The following is a 19912-nucleotide window of genomic DNA, read 5'->3' on the forward strand; positions in this document are numbered from 1 at the left end:
GGCGCAGGACCACCGGCCACGTCGTCGGCGGGCTAGCGCGCCACCATGCTGAGGAGGCCCCATTGGACAAGCAGCAGGAGTACGTGCTCCGTGCCATCGAGGAACGCGACATCAGCTTCATCCGCTTGTGGTTCACTGACGTCTCCGGACAGCTCAAGTCTGTGGCCATCGCGCCGGCCGAGGTCGAGAGCGCCTTCGAGGAGGGCATCGGCTTCGACGGATCGGCCATCGAGGGCCTGACGCGCGTCTTCGAGTCCGACATGCTTCTGGCCCCTGACCCCTCCACCTTCCAGATGCTGCCGTGGCGGGACGGGGACAACGGCGTGGCCCGCATGTTCTGCGACGTTCTCACGCCCGACGGCGAGCCGGCCCGCACCGACCCGCGCTCCGTGCTCGAGCGTCAGCTCGCCAGGGTCGCCGAGGCCGGATTCACCTGCTACATCCACCCGGAGATCGAGTTCTACCTGGTCAACTGTGACGCCGACGGGCGCATCCGCCCCACTGACGACGCTGGTTACTTCGACCACGTGCCCGGGGGTACCGCCCACGACTTCCGCCGCCAAGCCATCCTCATGCTCGAGCAGATGGGGATCTCGGTGCAGTTCTCCCACCACGAGGGCGGCCCGGGCCAGAACGAGATCGACCTGCGCTTCGCTGATGCCCTGTCCATGGCGGACAACATCATGACCTTCCGTGCCGTCGTGGAGGAGGTGGCCCTCAAGGAGGGCTGCCTGGCGACCTTCATGCCCAAGCCCTTCCCCGACCAGTTCGGCTCGGGCATGCACACGCACTTCTCCCTGTTCGAGGGTGACCGCAACGCCTTCTTCGACCCCGCCGGCCAGTACCAGCTCTCCGCCACCGGTCGCTCCTTCATCGCCGGTCTGCTGCACCACGCCTCGGAGATCACGGCCGTCACCAACCAGCACGTCAACTCCTACAAGCGCCTGTGGGGAGGGGACGAGGCCCCCAGCTACGTGTGCTGGGGCCACGACAACCGCTCCGCCCTGGTGCGCGTGCCCATGCACAAGCCCGGCAAGGCCCAGTCGACGCGGGTGGAGTTCCGTGGCATTGACTCCTCGGCCAACCCCTACCTGGCCTATGCGGTCATTCTGGCCGCGGGTCTCAAGGGCATTGAGGAGGGCTACGAGCTTCCCCCGGAGGCCGAGGACGATGTCTGGGCCCTGTCGGAGATGGAGCGCAGGGCGCTGGGCATTCACGCTCTGCCCACCTCGCTCAAGAGCGCGGTGGCCGCCATGGAGCGCTCCGACCTGGTGGCGGACACCTTCGGTGAGGACACCTTCGAGTTCTTCCTGCGCAACAAGCGCCGCGAGTACCGGGCCTACGACGCCCAGGTCACCGACTTCGAGATCGGCCAGTTCTTCCCTCGTGCCTGAGCGCAGCAGGAGACAGCTGTGAGAGACCGCAGCGAGAAACGGACACCGATCGGTTCCCCCTCCCGGCACAGCTCCTCGCCCAGGACCCTGCTGCTGCGGGCAGGGTTCCACAATGCCGCCCGTGCCGGGGAGCTCCTGGGTGACTCGGCGCTGCTGCCCTTCCTGCCGGAAGACGCTCAGGACGACGACGCCGAAGAGGCGGGTGACCCCGGCGGGCGCGCCTCAGCGGACCACTCCAGGCGGCTAGGCGGCCGGCCCGCTGACGTGCGACTCGGACCGGCGCGTGAGGATCTCATCGACTCTCTGGCGCTCACCGCCGATCCCGACATGGCTCTGCTCAGCCTCGTCCGACTCGCCGAAGCCGCGGCCGCAGCCGAGTCGGGTGACCTGACGTCGGCAGACGGTGTCGAGCCCGGGTGCACGACGACGCCGGCAACACTTCTACGCAGCATCATGAACGATCCGGCCGCGGGGCCGCGTGAGCACAGGCGCCGCCTGCTCGCGGTCCTGGGCGCCTCGCAGGCCCTGGGCGACTTCCTCGTGGCGCATCCCGAGCGCCTCACGGCGCTCGGGATGCGCAGGGCGTGGAGCTCCCCGGAGGAGGCCGGTCCCGGCAAGGCGCTGCAACGAGTAGTCCACGACGCGCTGGGGCAGACCGCCCCTGCGCAGGCCGCCCCCACAGACAGCGATAAGAGACCCCCTCACCCGGGAGACTGCGCTGTCAGCCGAGCGACCGCGGCGCTGCGGCGCGCCTACCGGGACCGGCTCACGGCAATCGTCGCCGATGACCTCACCAGCGCCGACCCGATCGAGCACGTCCCCACCGTCTGCCGCCGCATGACCGACCTCGCCGATGCCGCCCTGGACGCGGCCCTGCTCATCGCCCGCGCCGCCGTCGGACCGCAGGCCGATGAGGTGGCCCTCGCCGTGATCGCCATGGGAAAGACCGGGGCCCGCGAGCTCAACTACATCTCGGACGTCGACGTCGTCTACGTCGTCGGCCCCGCCCACGAGCCGCAGGGCGCTCACGAGCCGATCAGCGAGGAGCACCTCGTGGAGGTCGGCACGCACCTGGCTACTGAGCTCGCCCACGTCGTCTCCGCCACCGCGCCCGAGCCACCTCTGTGGCCACTGGACACGGCGCTGCGCCCCGAGGGCAAGGACGGCGCGCTCGTGCGCACTCTTGACTCCCACCTGGCCTACTACCGCAGGTGGGCCGCCTCCTGGGAGTTCCAGGCCCTGCTCAAGGCCAGGGCCTGTGCCGGCCACGCTGAGCTCGGCGCCCGCTACGAGCAGGGCGTGGCGCCCTACGTGTGGGAGGCCAGCCGACGGGACCACTTCGTGGAGGACGCCCGTGCCATGCGGCGCCGGGTGGAGAAGGAGTCCGTGCCGCGCGGCGGAACGGACCGGCGCATCAAGCTCGGGCCCGGGGGCCTGCGAGACGTCGAGTTCACCGTCCAGCTCCTCCAGCTCGTCCACGGTCGCTCCGACGAGAGCCTGCGCGTACGCGGCACCCTGGAGGCCCTCGACGCTCTCAGCGCGGGCGGATACGTCAGTCGCACCGACGCTGCGGCCTTGAGCGGCTGCTACAAGGCCTTGCGACTGCTGGAGCATCGCAGCCAGCTCTTCCGGCTACGCCGCACCCACAACCTTCCCGACAAGGAGGAGGACCTGCGCCGCATCGAGCGGGGCATCAGCAACTGCCTGGGCCACGGAGACAGCCTGTGGGAGGACTTCAAAGACCTGCGCCGGCGGGTACGGGCCCTCCACCAGGAGATCTACTACCGTCCCCTGCTGGCCTTCGCGGCTGCCCTCAGCGCCGACGAGATGGCCCTGAGCCCTCAGGCGGCGCGCGAGCGCCTCATCGCCGTCGGCTACACGGACCCCGACGGGGCCCTGCGTCACATCCAGGCCCTCACCGAGGGAGTCAGCCGTCGCGCCGCGATCCAGCGCCAGCTGCTGCCGGTCATCATCGGCTGGATCGGTGAGGGAGCCGACCCTGATTTCGGTCTGCTCTCCTTCCGGCGGCTGTCTGAGGCCATCGGGGGCTCGCACTGGTACCTGGCCATGCTGCGGGACTCACCGGTGGCGGCACGCCGGCTGTGCCAGGTCCTCTCCAGCGCCCACTGGGCCACCGAGCGCCTCGCGGAGTTCCCCGAGTCCATCGCCTGGCTCGACGACGACGGCGAGCTCGAGCCCCGCCGATCCGGCGCCCTGGCGGAGGAGGTCGCCGCCGTCCTGCGCCGTCGCAGCCTCACCGGACCCGATGACACGGCCCTTACCGAGCAGGCGCTCGAGGCGGTCCAGGCGATCCTGAGAGTGCGCGCCCGCGAGGAGGTGCGCGCCTCACTGGCGGACTGCCTGGACGGCATCGACCCCGAACGCACCGCCTCCATCCTCTCCGACGCCACCGACGCGGTCCTGACCGGGGCATTGACCGTGGCCACCGGGCTGGTCATCGCCCAGCGCGACGGGGTGGAGGCAGTCTCCGCGGGGCCCGACGCAGGCGGGTGCTGGCAGGCCGCCCGCGCCCGCCACACCATCATCGCCATGGGACGCCTGGGAGGTCGCGAGATCGGGTACGCCTCAGACGCAGATGTCCTCTTCGTCCACCAGGCCCGCGACGGGGCGGGGGAGGAGGTCGCCGCCCAGGAGGCCGAGGCGGTCGCCAAGCAGGTCATGGGGCTTCTGGCCTCAGCGCTCCCACACCCCCTTGAAGTGGACTGCGACCTGCGGCCCGAGGGCCGCAACGGCGTCATGAGCCGTTCACTGGACGCCTACCGCGAGTACTACGGCCGCTGGTCCGCCCTGTGGGAGCGCCAGGCGCTGCTGCGCGCCCGCTTCTGCGCCGGGGACCGTGACCTGGGCCGGCGTTTCGAGGAGCTCATCAACCCGCTGCGCTGGGCGCAGGAGGGTCTGGCACCCCAGGACCTGCGGGAGATCCGCAGGATCAAGGCCCGGGTGGAGGCCGAGCGCCTGCCCCGGGGCATTGACCCGGCCCGCCACCTCAAGCTCGGCCCCGGTGGGCTCAGTGACGTGGAATGGAGCGCCCAGGTGCTCCAGCTCGCTCACGCCGGTCGGATACCCCAGCTGCGAACCACCTCGACCGTCGCTGCCCTCCAGGCCGCGGTCCAGGCCGGGGTGCTGAGCGCGGACGGCGGGGGAGAGCTGGTCGCGGCCTGGATCCTGGCCAGCCGCCTGCGCTCAGCGATCGTCCTGGGAACCGGGCGCACCTCGGGGCCGCGCTCTCAGGTCCTCCCCATCCAGATCCGGGAGATCCGCCTGGTGGGGCGCCTCATTGGCCTGGGTGCGGGCAGGGAGCGAGAGCTTGAGGACCTCTACCGTCGCAGCGCCCGCCACGCGCGCGCAGTGGCCGAGCGCATCGTCTTCGCCGACGCCGACGCCGACGCCGATGCCCAGGGCTCCACCGCAGCGACGCCGTCGAGCACCGCCTCGCAGGCCCAGCCGCACAGCTCGGAGTCACCGCCGCCGGGTTCATCAGGCTCAGCCCGGACCGCTCGCGCACAGTCCCGACGGGGTACTGGGGCGGCAACTTCCAAGAGCGCCAGTTCCAAGGGCTCCAGGCGGGCCAGCCGCCCCCGTGCCACCAGAAGACGGCCGGAGGGGCCCTACCCCTGGAGCTGACCGGGCACAGATCGCACCGGACACAGGCCTTTAGGCGATGAGGATCGCACTGTCGCCCTGGGTCCCCGCACTGCGAACCTGGCAGACTTGCCGCCGTGAGGCTCATTCTCGTACGCCACGGCCGCACCGAGGCCAATGTCATGCAGGCACTCGACACCGCCTTCCCCGGAAATCCCCTGGATGAAGTGGGGCTGGGGCAGGCCGACGGATTGCCGGACCGTCTGGACAAGGCCGGCCTGCTTCAGGGGCTGGGGTCGCTGTGGGTCTCCCCGATCCTGCGCGCCAGGCAGACCATCGCCCCCATCGAGGCCGCCACCGGCCTGAGCGCCACCATCGACTCAGGACTGCGTGAGGTCCTGGCCTCCGACCTGGAGATGAACACCGACGCGCGCTCGGTGGCCTGCTACGTGGACACTACCCGGGCCTGGATGGCGGGGCGCCCCGCCTGCCGCATCCCCGGATCCCCGGAGGACGGGCACGACACGCTTCAACGCTTCGACAAGGCCGTCGGCCGCATCTGCGAGCAGACCGCCCGGGCGGGAGACTCAGCGGCCCTGCTCGTCTCCCACGGCACCGCGCTGCGCCTGTGGACCTCCCTGAGGGCTGCCGCCGGAGGCGGCGTGGACCCGCTGTGGGTCGCCGACCACCCCATGCACAACACCGGGATCACCGTCGTCGACGGCGATCCCGGTACCGGGTGGAGCCTGACCTCCTGGGATGACGGGGCCTGGGACCGGGCCGCCTCCTGACCGGTCCGCGCTACAGGACCGAGGAGAGGAAGGCCCGGGTGCGCTCGGCCTGCGGGTCGTCCAGGACCTTGACGGGGTCACCGGACTCGCAGATGACGCCACCGTCCATGAAGATCAGCTGGTCGCCGACCTCCCGGGCGAAGCCCATCTCGTGGGTGACCACGACCATCGTCATGCCGGAGGCGGCGAGGTCCTTCATCACCTGCAGCACCTCGCCGACCAGCTCGGGGTCCAGGGCCGAGGTCGGCTCGTCGAAGAGCATGAGCTCAGGGTCCATCGCCAGAGCCCGGGCGATCGCCACCCGCTGCTGCTGACCACCGGAGAGCTGGGAGGGGTAGTGGTCGAGGCGATCCCCCAGCCCCACCCGCTCCAGCAGCTCGACGCCGCGCTCCCGGGCCTTGGCCTTCGGAATCTTCTTGACCAGGACCGGTGCCTCCATGACGTTCTGCAGAGCCGTCATGTGGGGGAAGAGGTTGAAACGCTGGAAGACCATGCCGATCTTGGCGCGCTGAGCAGCACGGGCCTTGTCCGACAGCGCGTGCAGCTCGGTGCGGCCACCGCGCTCGACCTCACGCATCCCGATGAGCTCGCCGTCGACCTTGACCCGGCCAGCGTCGATGGACTCCAGCTCATTGATACAGCGCAGCAGCGTCGACTTGCCCGAGCCCGACGGGCCGATGAGGACCGTCACCGAGCCGGGCGGGACGATCAGGTCGATGCCCCGCAGCACGTGCAGCTCACCGAAGAACTTGTGCAGGTCGCTGATCTCGACCTTGGGCGTCCCGGCCGCGGTGTGGGCGGATGTGCTCATGGGGTGACCTCCAGGAAAGGACTGTCCTTGGTGGTGTGCGCATCGAGGATGGCCTGCTGGCGGGCCGACAGGCCCCGGCCCGAGGCGGCGGAGGACTTGTCAGGGTCGAAGCCCTTGCCGTAGTAGCGCTCGATGTAGTGCTGTCCCACCATGAGGATCGAGGTGATGATGATGTACCAGATGGCCGCGACCAGGAGCAGCGGAATGATCTGGTAGGTCAGCGACGCGTAGGAGTTGGTGACGAAGGTCAGATCCAGGGCGAAGGGGACCGCCAGCACCAAGGAGGTCGTCTTGAGCATGGAGATCGTCTCGTTGCCGGTGGGCGGGACGATGACCCTCATCGCCTGCGGCAGGACGATCCTGCGCAGGATCTGGCCCCTGCTCATGCCCAGGGCCCCGGCGGCCTCGCTCTGGCCCTTGTCCACCGAGTTCAGGCCCGAGCGGACGATCTCGGAGAGGTAGGCGCCCTCGTTGATGCCCAGCCCCAGGACCGCCGCGACGAAGGGGGTGAAGACCGTCGTCGTCTTGAAGGTCAGCAGCTCGGGGCCGAAGGGGACTCCCAGACTCAGCTTCTGGTAGAGCGCAGACAGCGCCCCCCAGAAGACCAGCTGGGTGTAGATCGGGGTACCGCGGAAGAACCACAGGTAGGCCAGCGCCACCCAGCGCAGGACCGGGTTGGAGGACTGGCGCAGGATCGCCGTGGTGACCGCCAGCACGATACCGATGGCCATCGCCATGAAGGTCAGCAGCAGCGTCCAGCCGACGGCCTTGACCACGTGGACCTCACGCAGGAAGAACCAGACCGTGGACCAGTGGAACTTCTCGTTGGTGACCAGCCCGTGGATGAGCATGGCCCCCAGGACCGTGACGATCGCGGCACTGATCCACGTCCCCGGGCGGGGGACGGGCTTGGGGTTGTTGAGGACGACCTTGTCGTCCTCAGAGGCGGGTGAGGCGCTCACGGCTCACTCCTTCACTGCGGGATTGAGTTCTGCGGTGGTCAGGGCGGCGTCCTTCACGCCCCAGTTGTCCAGGATCTTCTGCCAGATGCCCCGGTCCATGAGGTACTGGACGGCGGCCTGGATCGCGGCGGTGAACTGCGGATCGGCCTTAGGGGTCACCACCCCCTGGGGGGCGGCGTCCTCGATGTCACCGAGGGTGACGATCTGGCCGTCGGTCAGCTCGACGGCGTAGCCGGCCACGGTGGAGTCCGAGTAGGTGGCGTCGATGGTGCCGCCCACCAGGCCGGTGGTGGCCTCGGACTGCTTGGAGTAGGAACGCACCGACAGCACCGGCTTGCCCGCCTGGGCGCACTTCTCGGCGGCGTCGCGCATGGTGGTCTCCTGGGCGGTTCCCACCTGGACGCCGATGGTCCGACCGCACAGCTTGAGGTGGTCGGAGGTCTCGACGCTCTTGGGGTTGCCTGCCTGGACGTTGAATCGCGAGCCCACGTTGATGTACGCGGTCATGTTGACCTCCCCGATCCGTTCGGGGGTGACCGTGAAGGAGGAGATACCGGCGTCGTACTTGGAGCCGACCGAAGCGATGATGGAGTCGAACTCGGCGGTGTGCACCGTGCCCTTGACGCCCAGGACGGCGGCGATCGCGTTGGTCAGGTCAACGTCGTAGCCCACGGCCTTGCCTGAGGGGTCGAGGAACTCGGCCGGTGCGTAGTCCGTGGAGGCGGCCACGTCGAGGACACCGTCCTCAAGGGCACCTTGAGGGAGCTTGGCGATGATGTCGGGCTGCGCCTGGATCGACGAGGTGTCGAAGGAGTGGATCTGCGAGCTCCGGTTAGCGTTCCAGTCAGCGGCGTTAGTACACGCGCTGAGGACCAGGCAGGCTGTGACTGCCAGCCCGAGGGCGGCGTGTTGGCGGATCCTCATCGTGGGATCTCCTCTTCGGCATGGATCAAGACGGAGAAAGAATATCCGCAATACAGTATAGATATGCAAGCCGGGAAGGTGGCGTTCAGCACGACGGCGGCCCTGAGCCTCCTACGCACGAGGCTCAGGGCCGCCGTCTGAGCTGGGTCAGCGGCTCACAGGTCGTAGTAGAGCTGGAACTCGTAGGGGTGGGGGCGCAGCCGCAACGGCTCGATCTCATTGGTGCGCTTGTACTCGATCCAGGTCTCGATGAGATCCGGGGTGAAGACGTCCCCCTCGGTGAGGAAGTCGTGGTCGTCCTCCAGCGCCTCCAGGGCCTGGTCCAGGCTGTCGGGGAGCTTGTCGATGTCGAAGTACTCCTCGGGGGCGAGCTCGTAGAGGTCTTTGTCGATGGGCTCACGGGGCTCGATGCGGTTGCGGATTCCGTCGATTCCCGCCATGAGGACGGCGGCGAAGCACAGGTAGGGGTTGGAGGAGGGGTCCGGCACCCGGTACTCCACCCGCTTGGCCTTGGGGGAGGAGCCGGTGACTGGGATGCGGATGCAGGCCGAGCGGTTGCGGGCCGAGTAGACCAGGTTGACCGGCGCCTCGAAGCCGGGGACCAGGCGGTGGAAGGAGTTCACTGACGGGTTGGTGAAGGCCAGTAGCGCCGGGGCGTGAGCCAGGATTCCGCCGATGTACCAGCGGGCGAGGTCGGAGAGCTGACCGTAGCCCCGCTCGTCGAAGAACAGCGGCTTGCCGTCCTTCCACAGCGAGTGGTGGGTGTGCATGCCCGAGCCGTTGTCGCCGAGGATCGGCTTGGGCATGAAGGTGGCCGTCTTGCCGTTGCGCCAGGCCTCATTCTTGATGATGTACTTGAACTTCATCATGTCATCGCCCGCGGCGAGCAGAGAGTTGAAGCGGTAGTTGATCTCCTGCTGGCCGGCAGTGCCGACCTCGTGATGGGCCCGTTCGATCTCCAGTCCGGAGCCGAGGCAGGTGCGGACCATGCGATCGCGGATATCGGCCATCTGATCATTGGGTGAGACGGGGAAGTAGCCGCCCTTGAAAGCGGTCTTGTACCCCTTGTTGCCGCCTTCCTCCTCACGGCCGGTGTTCCAGGCCGCCTCGCAGGAGTCGATGGCGTAGAAGGACTCGGCCGGTGAGGACTCGTAGCGCACCGAGTCGAAGAGGTAGAACTCGGCCTCGGCGCCGATGTAGCAGGTGTCAGCGATTCCGGTGGAGCGCAGGTAGTCCTCGGCCTTGGCGGCGATCGAGCGGGGGTCGCGGGAGTAGACCTCGTCCGTGAAGGGGTCGACGATCGAGAAGTTGACGACCAGGGTCTTCTCCTCGCGGAACGGGTCCAGGAAGGCGGTGGTCACATCGGGAACCAGCTTCATGTCCGACTCGTGGATCGCGGTGAAGCCCCGGATTGATGAGCCGTCAAACATGAGGCCGTCAGTGAGTGCCTCATCCTTGAAGGCGGCCACCGGAATAGTGAAGTGCTGCATGACGCCGGGTAGGTCGCAGAACCGCACATCGACCAGCGCGACATTCTCCTTCTCGATGAACGTCAGTGCCTCGGATGCGTCCTTGAACATATCTCCTCCAAGTGGGAACGGCGCACATACTCCACGCGTATGCACTGCGGCTGACAACGGCCACTATGGCCACTATATTGACGCTACCGTGACAAAGGAATGGCGTCAGTGTTGCTTGAGTGTTTCGTCCCTTCGTCGCCGAGCTCCTCGAGCCCGTTGGGCACTGAGTGATGGGAGACGGAGGTGGCCTGGGGAAGTGACTCAGCGACCGCGCATGGCACGGCGGTCGGGGCGGACCCGATTGGGATCGATGTGCTTGGGAATCGGCAGGTTCTTGCCCGCCATCGACGTCAGGCGCTTGGAGACCTGCGTGATCTCGCTGTCAGTCAGTGACGTGGGCTTGGTCGGGAGCTGACGCAGCGTCTTGGACAGGTCGGTCAGACGCACCTGCCCGGCGTCAGTGCCCACCTGAAGGGTGTGGATGGGGACGGTGGACAGCAGCCGATGGACCTTGCGCTCCTCCTCGGCCAGCATGCGGCGGGTGCGGGTGCTCGGACCCTCGGCGACGAGAACGACCCCGGGGCGTCCCACCAGCCTCCACACGAGGTCCTGGTCCTTGGTGAAGGCCACAGGCTCGGACTCGACGTACCAGCCCCGACCGATCTGGTCCAGAACGGCCTTCGCCGCTCCCGGCATTCCCTCGATCTGGGAGTAGGAGGCGCGGCGCACCGTGGCCGACAGGATGACCATGTCGATCATGAGCGCCATGAGGATGCCCAGCAACAGCCAGTACCACAGGGACAGTCCGTAGCCAAGGGCGATCGCGACCCCCAGGGCGAGGCACGTGGCGAGTACCGCCAGCATCGCCCATCCGATCCACGGATAGCTTCGCCGCGAGATCGTGTAGGAGTCCTTGATGTTCTGAAGGTACTGAGCCAGCCGGCGCTTCTTCTTCGGCTGGGGGGACTGAGCACTACTCACGGGCACACCATAGACGACGACGGTGTGCCGGCACACACGGTCTCGCCGTCAGCGTGGCCGGCGCACGCCGGGAATCCGGCCGGCTGCCTGGGACTCGTGACTCGTGTCGAGTCGTCAGCAGGCGGCGGCGAGGCGGGGATGGGCTCCCAGCAGGGCCGAGGCCTCCTGGCGGGCGGTGGCCGGCTCGGCGAGCTGCGAGAGGTGCTCGGGAATGGGTCGGCCGCGCTTGACCATGGCCCGTCCCCACAGCATGCCGGCGCGGTAGGAGGAACGCACCATGGGACCGCTCATGACAGCGGCGAACCCGATCTCCTCGGCCAGTTGGCTGAGGTCCACGAACTCCTGGGGCTTGACCCAGCGGTCAACGGGGTGGTGCAGCTTGGAGGGGCGCAGGTACTGGGTGATGGTGAGGATGTCGCAGCGCGCCTCCACCAGAGCGGCCATGGCCGCCTCGATCTCGTCTCGGGTCTCGCCCATGCCCAGGATAAGGTTGGACTTGGTCACCAGTCCCGCCTCCGCGGCGGCCGTGATGACGTCGAGGCTGCCCTGGTAGGAGAAGGCCGGACGGATCCGCTTGAATATGCGCGGGACTGTCTCCAGGTTGTGGCCCAGAACCTCGGGGCGCGAGGAGAAGACGTCCTCAAGCGCGTCGGGGTTTCCCTTGAAGTCGGGGATGAGCAGCTCGACCCCGGTGCCCGGTGAGAGCTCGTGCACCTGGCGGGCGGTCTCGGCGTAAAGCCAGGCGCCGCCGTCGGGGCGGTCGTCGCGGGCCACCCCGGTCACGGTGGCGTAGCGCAGATCCATCTCCGTGATCGAGATCGCCACGCGCCTGGGCTCGTCGACGTCGTACTCGGTGGGACGCCCGGTGGCGATGTCGCAGAAGTCGCAGCGCCGAGTGCACATCTCGCCGCCCACCAGGAAGGTGGCCTCACGGTCGTTCCAGCACTCGTAGATGTTGGGGCAGTTCGCCTCGGCACACACCGTGTGCAGGCTCTTCTCCCTCACCAGGCCGCGGACCTCCTGGTAGGTGTCGGAGACGACGGCGCGGGTGCGCAGCCAGTCGGGCTTGGACTCAATGGGTGTCTGGGCGTTGCGCGCCTCGACCCGCAGGAGCTTGCGTCCCTCAGGGGCCACGGTGGTGCTCACGTCTACCTCTCCTCGCCGACGACGGTTTCATCGGGAGTCTAGTACTCGCCCGGGGTTTATAGGACCTCCGACCTAGGAGTGGGGCATGTTGTCACGTGGCATCCGCCACCAAGGGGGCCAGGTGGTTCTCCAGGGCGCAGACCAGAGCCTTCGCGGGGGCGCCGGTCGTCAGGTGCCGGCCGGTTTCCGCTGCCAGTGAGGTCACCCCGGCGTCGTCGATCCCGCAGGGAATGATGCGATCCAAGGAGAAGGCCTCCAGGTCGGGGTCGACGTTCAGGCCGATCCCATGCATGGTCACGCCACGGGCGACCCTCACCCCCAGGGCGCAGATCTTGCGCTCTGGGCGCGGGAGGCGGCCGGCCCTCCCCACAGTCTCAGGATCGGCCGGCAGCCAGACCCCGGAGCGCCCCTCGACGCGGACCGTCTCCAGGCCGTAGAGGCCGCACAGCTCGATGACCGCGGCTTCCAGCGCCCGCACGTAACGGATGACGTCAATCGGCTGGGTCAGGCGCAGGATCGGGTAGACGGTCAGCTGGCCCGGCCCGTGCCAGGTGGTCTTGCCGCCACGGTCCACGTCGACCACCGGTACGTGACCCGGCTCGACGACGTCGGCGCTGGGCCGCTCCCAGGAGTGAGCCCGTCTGCCGACGGTGTAGACCGGCTCGTGCTCCACGAGCAGGAGCGTGGAGGGCCGCCGTCCCTCCACGACCTCGCTATGGAGAACCCTCTGCCGCTGCCAGCCCTCACGGAAGGGGATGAGCCGGGAACCGAGCCCCATGTCCTCACGCAGCACGGGCGCAGTCTACGTGACCACAACCGGCACCGGAGCCCAAGTTATCCACAGGCCGGTCGAAAGGGCTGGTCATCCGGGAGCGCCGTGATGACCATGGAGTGTATGAGCCCGACGATGTGCCCCCGCCCCGCCGACCGCCCTGGAGAGGGCGCCTCCAAGCGTGCCCGGCCCCGGCGCCGTCCCGTACCTCGACGTCGGCTCCGGCCTCGCCGCACGGGCTCCCTCCGCCCAGCCTCGCTGCCGCCCTCCGATGCGGAGCCGAGCATTCCCGACTCGGCGCTCAGCGCCCTGTCACAGCAGGGTTACACCATTGGTGAGGTCATGGGACGTTCCACCGCCCCCAGCGCCCCTCGCCGTGGGCTCGACGCGCAGGGCCGCCATGTGGTCATCCGGGTCGTCGACCTGCCTCGCGGGCGTGCTGGAGCCTTAGTCCTGCGGCGCTTGGCCGATCTGCGCGTCCTGCGTCATCCCGGCCTGGTGACCGTGCGGGAGGTGGCCTCGCTGCCCGAGCACCGGGCGGGCGTCATCATGGACCTCGTCGAAGGGGCGGGACTCGACGTCGTCCTGGGGGCGCGCGGACGGCTGAACATCTCCTGGCTGGCCACGCTCCTGGACGCCCTGGGCTCGGCACTGGCCTACCTGCACGAGCACGGAGCGACCCACGGGGACGTATCGGCCGGCAACGTCCTGGTGACCACTGACGGACATCCGGTCCTCGTCGACCTGCTGGGCTCCGTCATGGAGACGGGGACGCAGGAGTATGCGGCGCCGGAACGCCTCGCCGGTGCCCCGGCCTCCGCAGCCGGTGACGTCTACGCCCTGGCTCGTCTGCTGACCGAGTGCGCGGGACAGGGCGGCACCGCCTCCCGGCGCCTGGCGGGAATCATGACGGACGCGCTGGCCGAGGACCCCGCCGACCGTCCCACTGCCCGGGACCTTGCGGCCCGAGCGCCTCAGCTGGGGCAGACCTCACCCATTGAGCTGCCCGACGGCGCCCGCCTGGCTGCTGGCTCCCTGCGAGCAGCGGCCCGCACCCCGACTCGCACGGTCGGCTCCAGGCTCAGGCCCAAAGCGAGGGCAGGTTTCCGACCGAGGACGAAGAGCGAGCCCAGAAAGGAGCTCAGTACCGCTCACCGCACCGGAGCAGTACCCGCAGCCATACGCTGGGGGAGAAGGGCAGGAACGGGGTGCAGACGCAACCGCACCTGGGGGCTCGCGGCGCTGCTGCTGGTGGCCATCTGCCTGGCTGCCTGGGGGCCGGCCAAAGCTCTGGTGGCGCACAGGCCCGTGTGGGCGCTCGGCGCAGCCGCAAGCCCGTCAGGCCCAGAGCGATCGTTGGCGTCCGCTCGCTCCGGTGCTCCTCCCGCAGGCAGCCCTTCTCCTGCCGCTACCGGCAGCCTCACCGCAACAGCGTCGACACCGGCTCCTGGCGGGAGCGGGGGCGCCGACATGGCCAGTGTCGTCGTCGGACTGTCCGCGGCTCGAGACCGGGCTCTCATGGCCGGCGATGCCACCGCTCTGGCGGCCACGACGGTACCGGGGTCGCCCGCGGCGCAGGCCGACACTCAGGTTCTCGCCGAGCTGTTCGACTCCGGTGAAGGCGCCGGGGAGCTGCACACTTCCATCAGCCAGGTCACTGAGGTGGCGCTGCCTGACGACGCAGCGGCTCAGTGGCCCGGCGCGAGAGCGATGCAGGTGACGCTGTCCCAAAGTGCCTCAACGCGTTCGGGACCCGCGGGAACTCGGACGGTTCCGGCCCTTGCGCCCCGCCGGGTCGTGCTCATTGTCGTTCCGGAGCCGTGGCGCGTGGCAGACATTCGAGCCGTGGAGTGACCTCAAGGTGCGCCACCCGCTAGGCACGCTCGATGATCGGGGCGGATACGGCCCGCGCGGCGCTCAGTACGGCTCGGTCAGGACTGACGCATAGCCCTCGCGCTCGAGCACGTCTCGTGTGTCTGCCACCATCGCCGCCGAACCGCACAGGTAGACGTCCGTGTTGTCGGGATCAAGCCGGAGGTCATGGGCGAGCGCGGGCAGGGCCTGGGTGACTCGTCCGTGGAACGTGTCCGGCGCCTCCTGGCGGCTCAGACAGCGTACGACGGTCCCCGGCATGGGAGAGCTGATCCTGGCGGTGAGGTCCTCGTCCTGGTGAGAGCACCCGAAGAGCAGGGCGTCGCGCTCCAGGCCGGGAGCCTGAGCGAACATGGCCAGCATGGGTGCGATTCCAGTGCCAGTGGCGATGAACAGGCGGCGCCTGCCCGAGTCGATGAGCTCGAATCCACCCAGGGGCAGCTCCACCACTGTCTGCGTGCCCGTGTCCGCGTTCTCAATGAACTGGGAGCCTCGGCCGCCTGTCCGGGTGGAGATGAGCAGCCGAAGGCGATCGTCCTCCAGCCCCGCGATCGAGTAGTCACGCCAGGCGTTGTCACCCACGTGCAGACGGGCGAACTGCCCCGGCGCCCACGGGCCGATCCCGCCGTCCAGCTGCAGCACCGCCTCCCACACGCTGGGAGTCAGACGTCGCTTGGAGACCAGGGTGGCGCGGTGCTTGTCCTCGGGCAGTGTGCGTCCTTCGTGAGGGGCGGAAGCAGTCGGGGCCGTGTGCAGGGCGGAGGTGATGGTGGAATACCCACGCGGTCCGAGGACCTGGCAGGCGGCGGCCACCCCGCCCATCATGGCTCCCATGATGCCGGTGCTCCCGGCGTCCTGGCCGGAGAGGAGTAGGCCGGCAACGGCTGTGCGCGGCCCCAGGGGGCGGGAGCGGTATCTCAGCGGAGTGGCCGGAGGCCCGTAGAAGGCCCCTGCAGGATGGGCGGTGTAGTGCTCGTAGGTCAGAGGGGTGGAGGTCTCCGCGTAGTCCACGAGTGCGGTCAGCCCCGGAGCCGCGCTCTCAGCCAGCTCCAGCATGCCTCGGGAGATGTGTTCCTTGAGAGCGGAGTACTCGGGGCCGCGGTGTCCTCGGGAGTGCTCGGCCCACTTCCGGAAGGCCCTCGCGTCGCAGAAGGAGATGAGTTCGGCGGTGTGCGGGGACTCGCCGGACTTCAAGGAGGGGAAGGAGACGAAGACGTCATGGGGGTGTCCCGTGAGCAGCGAATCGCTGAACCGCTGTGCGCCCTCGTGATCGAGGTCCCGGTTGACCCAGATGTTGCCGCCATCGATGCCGATGCTGCGTGGGTCGTCACGCAGGCGCAGGAACACGGTGACCGCGGACGTGCCCGCGCCCAGGTGCTCCAGCGTGCGGCGTGCGGGCCCGGTGCGCCGCCCGATCTCACCGAATGTGGGCAGCAGGCGGTTGAAGGTGCTGGAGGCGCCGATGGCGGAGACGATGACCGGTGCACGGTAGATGCGCTCGCGTACCCGAGCACCGCGGTGGTCCATGACGCGGACCCCGACGGCCGCCCCGTTCTCGGTGAGGATCTCGGTTACCTCCTGGGCGACGCGGACAGCGCCTCCGGTCTGCTCGATGCCCTTCTCGAAGGTGCGGGCAATCCGAGCGCTGCCGCCGCGGGGGAACCAGGCGCCCTGGAGGTAGTGGGAGACGATCAGCGCGTGCACGGCAAAGGCTGATCGGGACGGCGGTAGACCGTAGTCCCCCCACTGACTGGCCAGAACGGCCTTGAGCTCGGGGGAGCGGAAGTGGGCATCCAGATACGCCTGCGTCGTCGTGGTAGCTCGCCGTCTTCCCAGCCACTGGGCCGCTGTGAGCAGCGAGGCCGCAGGTCGGGGGACCATCCCCTGGATGAAACTCAACCTCACCCACCGTGTCACCCGGCGAATGTCCTGGAAGTAACGGTGAATGGCTCTGGCCTCGTCAGGGAAAGCGGTGACCAGATCGCGCTCGTACCGAACCGGATCGCTGCTGACGCGCAAGTCCACTCCCGGGTAGACGAATCTGTCGTAGGCGTCGGGCATGCGGTTCCACTCCAGCTCGCCGCCGGAGAGGTAGTCGAAGTAGGCGCGGCCCTGGCTCCCGGGGTCGAGCTGACCGATGTAGTGCACCCCCACGTCCCAGGAGGCGCCGTCGCGCCGGAAGGTGTGTGTCAGTCCGCCCGGTTCCGTATGCCGCTCCAGGACCAGAACGCGCTTGCCAGCGGCGCGCGCCAGTAGGCCGGCAGTCGTCAGGCCTCCGATACCCGAGCCGATCACGATGACGTCGTAGGACATTCTTACCCCTCACGTGCTAGACAGTGTCAAGTCAGCGTAGTAGCCAACTGGACACTGTCTAGTAGTTCGGTTCTAGACTCCTCCCATGACCTCTGAATCGACAGGCGCCTCAGGGCGCCGCGGCGGCCGGGACCTGCGCTCCGAGCTGCTGCGAACCAGCAGACAGCTCCTCGATGAGTTCGGCCCCAGTGCGCTGAGCATGCGGGAGGTCGCGCGTCGCGCCGGCTGCACGCACCAGGCGCCCTACCACTACTTCGCAAACCGTGAGGCCATCCTGGCGGCCTTGGTGTGTGAGGGCTTCGATGAGCTCGCGGACAGGCTCGCTGTGGCACACGAGGGGCTTGGGGTCGCGGATCTGCATGCGGTCCTGGTGGCCTCGGGAAACGCCTACGTTGAGTTCGCGCTACGTCACCCCGGGGTGTTTCGGGTGATGTTCCGACCCGACGTCTGCGATCCCGAGCGCTTCCCGGAGGTGGTGGAGGCTGGTGAGCGTGCGCGTCAGGAGCTGGCCCGTCTGGCGAAGGCCGTCATGGACGATGGTGCTCAGGTCGAGGCAGAGGTCCTGATCTGGTCCGGCGTGCACGGCCTGGCCTCACTGCTCCTCGACGGCCCCTTGGCGGGTGAGTTCAGCTCCACGGAGAATCGCATCGACTTCGCCCGCCGCGTCGTCGGCCTGGCTGGGATCCCCTTCGCCGGCAGTGAGTCGACAACGGCCGAGGAGTCCTGAGCCTGAGCGGACGGGGCCGGGCGCGTCGCACCTCCTCACTCCTGAGCCATGTGAGCGTCATGGCTTCTGAGGCATTCGCAGGGGCGCTCGCTCGGGGTGAGCAGGTTGCCTTGGAGACAACGGTGGGCTGATGGATAAGGTCTGGAGAACCGTCGGTGTCCATGGCGCTGACATCAACCCCGCACCGGCGCCGCACGCCGGGGAGAGACCGCAGAATTTCAACGACCTTCAGGGGGTGCTTCAACGGCAGGCTCGTTGATGTCAGCACGGTGGACACTGGGCTGTCGGCGGGATCGACTTCGTAGGGTCGTGGCAGCGAAGCCGGGCACCTTCACCTCGGGGACCAGCCTCACCTTCCCCCTGCCAGGCCTCCTCCGACTCCTGCCCTGTGGGGCCCGGAGGAGTCGGTGAAACACCAGCCCTGGCCGCCTACGTCGTAGGGTGGCCCACTCCACGAGGGTGGGGATCCACTGTCCAAGGGTTGTGCGTACTGCACGAAGGCCCCACCCACCTGGAGTACCCCCGCCCCTCCTCCAGTAGCGCCCCACCTTCGTGCAGTACAGGCCAGGCGCTATCCAGGCGACCGCGGGTAGTCGCACCGGCCCCCGCCGGGGAGGCGAGCAACGAGAACCAGGCCGGGTTCGCCCACCGTACCGGTGTCCTGGGACGGCAGAGCGCCCCGCGTTCGGGCAGACGGTCCTGCTCTTGCTCGTCGCGCCGGTGTCTTGAGATGAGTCGCTCGTCGTGCGTCTGAGCGCGGAACTCGAGTGGTGGGCAAGACAACGGGGCCCCGCACCGTGATGGTGCGGGGCCCCGTTGACGGCCTAGCGGGCTGAGCGCTGGCTCACAGACCCAGCTCGCCGCCGAAGTCGCCCTCCTCGAGGCGCTTCTTGACCGTCATGAGGTAGCGGGCCGCGTCCGCGCCGTCCACCAGTCGGTGGTCGTAGGACAGGGCCAGGTAGCACACCGAGCGGATGGCGATGACCTCGCCGCCGTCGGCATCCTTGATGACGCGGGGCTGGCGCTGAATGGCGCCCAGGCCCAGGATCGCGACCTCCGGCTGGTTGATGATCGGGGTGTCGAACAGGGCACCGCCGCTGCCGGTGTTGGTGATCGTGAAGGTCGAGCCGCTGAGCTCGTCGGGGTTGACCTTGTTGTCCCGGGTGCGGGCGGCCAGGTCGTTGATGCGCCTGGCTAGCCCGGGGATGTTGAGGTCCCCGGCGTTCTTGACCACCGGCACGAGCAGACCGCGCGGCGTGTCCACCGCGATGCCGACGTGCTCGACGTCGTGGTAGGTGACGTTCTTGCCCTCGATGGAGGCGTTGATCTTCGGGTGGGCCTTGAGGGCCTCCGTGGCCGCCTGGACGAAGAAGGGCAGGAAGGTCAGCTTGGTGCCGTTCTTGGCCAGGAAGTCGTTCTTCGCGCGGGCCCGCAGCGCGGCCACGCGAGTCACGTCTACCTCGACAACGGTGGTCAGCTGGGCGGAGGTCTGCAGGGAGTCGATCATGCGATCGGCGATGACCTGACGCAGTCGGCTCATCTTCTCCGTGCGGCCGCGCAGGGTGGTGTCCACCTCGGGCTTGGCCGAGGCCGACTTGGCCGCGGCGGGCGCCGGCGCCTCAGCAGCCGGAGCTGGGACGGCCGCAGCAGCGCGGGCCTCCTCGGCGGCCTTGGCCGCGGCCTCCACGTCCTGCTTGCGGATGCGTCCGCCCACACCTGTACCGGTGACGGTGGACAGGTCCACGCCCTTGTCCTTGGCGAGCTTGCGCACGATCGGCGTGACGTAGGAGCCCGAGGCTCCAGTGCTCACCGGTGCCGGGGCGGCGGGTGCCGGGGCCTCAGCGGTCGGGGCGGGAGCCGGAGGCTCGGGGGCGGCCTGCGGCGCGGGGGCGGCCGGGGCTTGGGCGGAGCCTGCCTGAGAGGGGTCGCCGATGATGGCCAGGACGGTGCCGACCTCGACGGTCTCGTCCTCGGGGACGCGGATCTCCAGCAGGACGCCGGATGCGGGGGAGGGGACCTCGGTGTCGACCTTGTCGGTAGCGACCTCCAGCAGGGGCTCGTCGGCCTCGACGGTGTCTCCCACGGCCTTGAGCCAG

Annotated in this window: 14 protein-coding genes; 5 read left to right on the forward strand and 9 right to left on the reverse strand. The window is 68.8% G+C overall.

Annotated features, from left to right (window positions below; all coding sequences use genetic code 11):
- The first annotated feature begins 62 nt into the window (after positions 1-62).
- From RIV14_RS10615 to RIV14_RS10625, 3 genes are all read left to right on the forward strand, one after another.
- Positions 63-1394, forward strand: a complete 1332-nt coding sequence (locus tag RIV14_RS10615; RefSeq protein WP_075373074.1) for a glutamine synthetase family protein — start codon at positions 63-65, stop codon at positions 1392-1394.
- Between the two features lie 18 nt (positions 1395-1412).
- Positions 1413-5039, forward strand: a complete 3627-nt coding sequence (locus tag RIV14_RS10620; RefSeq protein WP_075373073.1) for a bifunctional [glutamine synthetase] adenylyltransferase/[glutamine synthetase]-adenylyl-L-tyrosine phosphorylase — start codon at positions 1413-1415, stop codon at positions 5037-5039.
- Between the two features lie 95 nt (positions 5040-5134).
- Positions 5135-5788 carry a histidine phosphatase family protein gene (locus RIV14_RS10625; RefSeq protein WP_075373072.1) on the forward strand — a complete coding sequence of 218 codons (654 nt, stop codon included), beginning with the start codon at positions 5135-5137 and terminating at the stop codon, positions 5786-5788.
- A 10-nt stretch (positions 5789-5798) separates the two neighbouring features.
- Here the strand turns inward: RIV14_RS10625 and RIV14_RS10630 are convergent, their stop codons facing one another.
- The 7 genes from RIV14_RS10630 to lipB all read right to left on the reverse strand — a co-directional run bounded on the left by RIV14_RS10630 (position 5799) and on the right by lipB (position 12925).
- On the reverse strand, positions 5799-6599 hold the full coding sequence (locus RIV14_RS10630) for an amino acid ABC transporter ATP-binding protein (RefSeq protein WP_075373071.1): 801 nt from the start codon (positions 6597-6599) through the stop codon (positions 5799-5801).
- Positions 6596-7561, reverse strand: coding sequence for an amino acid ABC transporter permease (locus RIV14_RS10635; RefSeq protein WP_075373070.1), 966 nt, complete (start codon positions 7559-7561; stop codon positions 6596-6598). The genes RIV14_RS10630 and RIV14_RS10635 overlap by 4 nt, the downstream gene beginning before the upstream one ends.
- A 3-nt stretch (positions 7562-7564) precedes the next feature.
- On the reverse strand, positions 7565-8485 hold the full coding sequence (locus RIV14_RS10640) for an ABC transporter substrate-binding protein (protein WP_075373069.1): 921 nt from the start codon (positions 8483-8485) through the stop codon (positions 7565-7567).
- Between the two features lie 155 nt (positions 8486-8640).
- The gene (glnA, locus tag RIV14_RS10645; RefSeq protein ID WP_070663084.1) at positions 8641-10065 is read right to left on the reverse strand and encodes a type I glutamate--ammonia ligase; all 1425 of its coding nucleotides are present in this window, start codon (positions 10063-10065) and stop codon (positions 8641-8643) included.
- Between the two features lie 201 nt (positions 10066-10266).
- The gene (locus RIV14_RS10650) at positions 10267-11022 is read right to left on the reverse strand and encodes a DUF4191 domain-containing protein (RefSeq protein ID WP_081381873.1); all 756 of its coding nucleotides are present in this window, start codon (positions 11020-11022) and stop codon (positions 10267-10269) included.
- Between the two features lie 78 nt (positions 11023-11100).
- The gene (locus RIV14_RS10655) at positions 11101-12132 is read right to left on the reverse strand and encodes a lipoyl synthase (protein WP_075373067.1); all 1032 of its coding nucleotides are present in this window, start codon (positions 12130-12132) and stop codon (positions 11101-11103) included.
- A gap of 91 nt (positions 12133-12223) precedes the next feature.
- Complete coding sequence (gene lipB, locus RIV14_RS10660; protein WP_075373066.1) at positions 12224-12925, reverse strand: lipoyl(octanoyl) transferase LipB; 702 nt, start codon at positions 12923-12925, stop codon at positions 12224-12226.
- Between the two features lie 102 nt (positions 12926-13027).
- Between lipB and RIV14_RS10665 the strand changes: the two genes are divergently transcribed.
- The gene (locus RIV14_RS10665) at positions 13028-14758 is read left to right on the forward strand and encodes a serine/threonine-protein kinase (RefSeq protein WP_256699332.1); all 1731 of its coding nucleotides are present in this window, start codon (positions 13028-13030) and stop codon (positions 14756-14758) included.
- Between the two features lie 63 nt (positions 14759-14821).
- On the opposite strand, the gene RIV14_RS10670 is transcribed toward RIV14_RS10665, so the two are convergent.
- A complete protein-coding gene (locus RIV14_RS10670) occupies positions 14822-17089 on the reverse strand; it encodes an FAD-dependent oxidoreductase (RefSeq protein ID WP_075373064.1) in 2268 nt (755 codons plus the stop codon).
- Between the two features lie 85 nt (positions 17090-17174).
- Here RIV14_RS10670 and RIV14_RS10675 point away from each other — a divergent pair, with 85 nt between their 5' ends.
- Complete coding sequence (locus tag RIV14_RS10675) at positions 17175-17816, forward strand: TetR/AcrR family transcriptional regulator (protein ID WP_075373063.1); 642 nt, start codon at positions 17175-17177, stop codon at positions 17814-17816.
- 844 nt (positions 17817-18660) lie between these two features.
- Here the strand turns inward: RIV14_RS10675 and sucB are convergent.
- A partial coding sequence (gene sucB, locus RIV14_RS10680) for a 2-oxoglutarate dehydrogenase, E2 component, dihydrolipoamide succinyltransferase (protein WP_309325176.1) occupies positions 18661-19912 on the reverse strand: 1252 nt, incomplete at its 5' end.

This window comes from Actinomyces acetigenes, assembly GCF_031296635.1.
Classification (GTDB): Bacteria; Actinomycetota; Actinomycetes; order Actinomycetales; family Actinomycetaceae; genus Actinomyces; species Actinomyces acetigenes.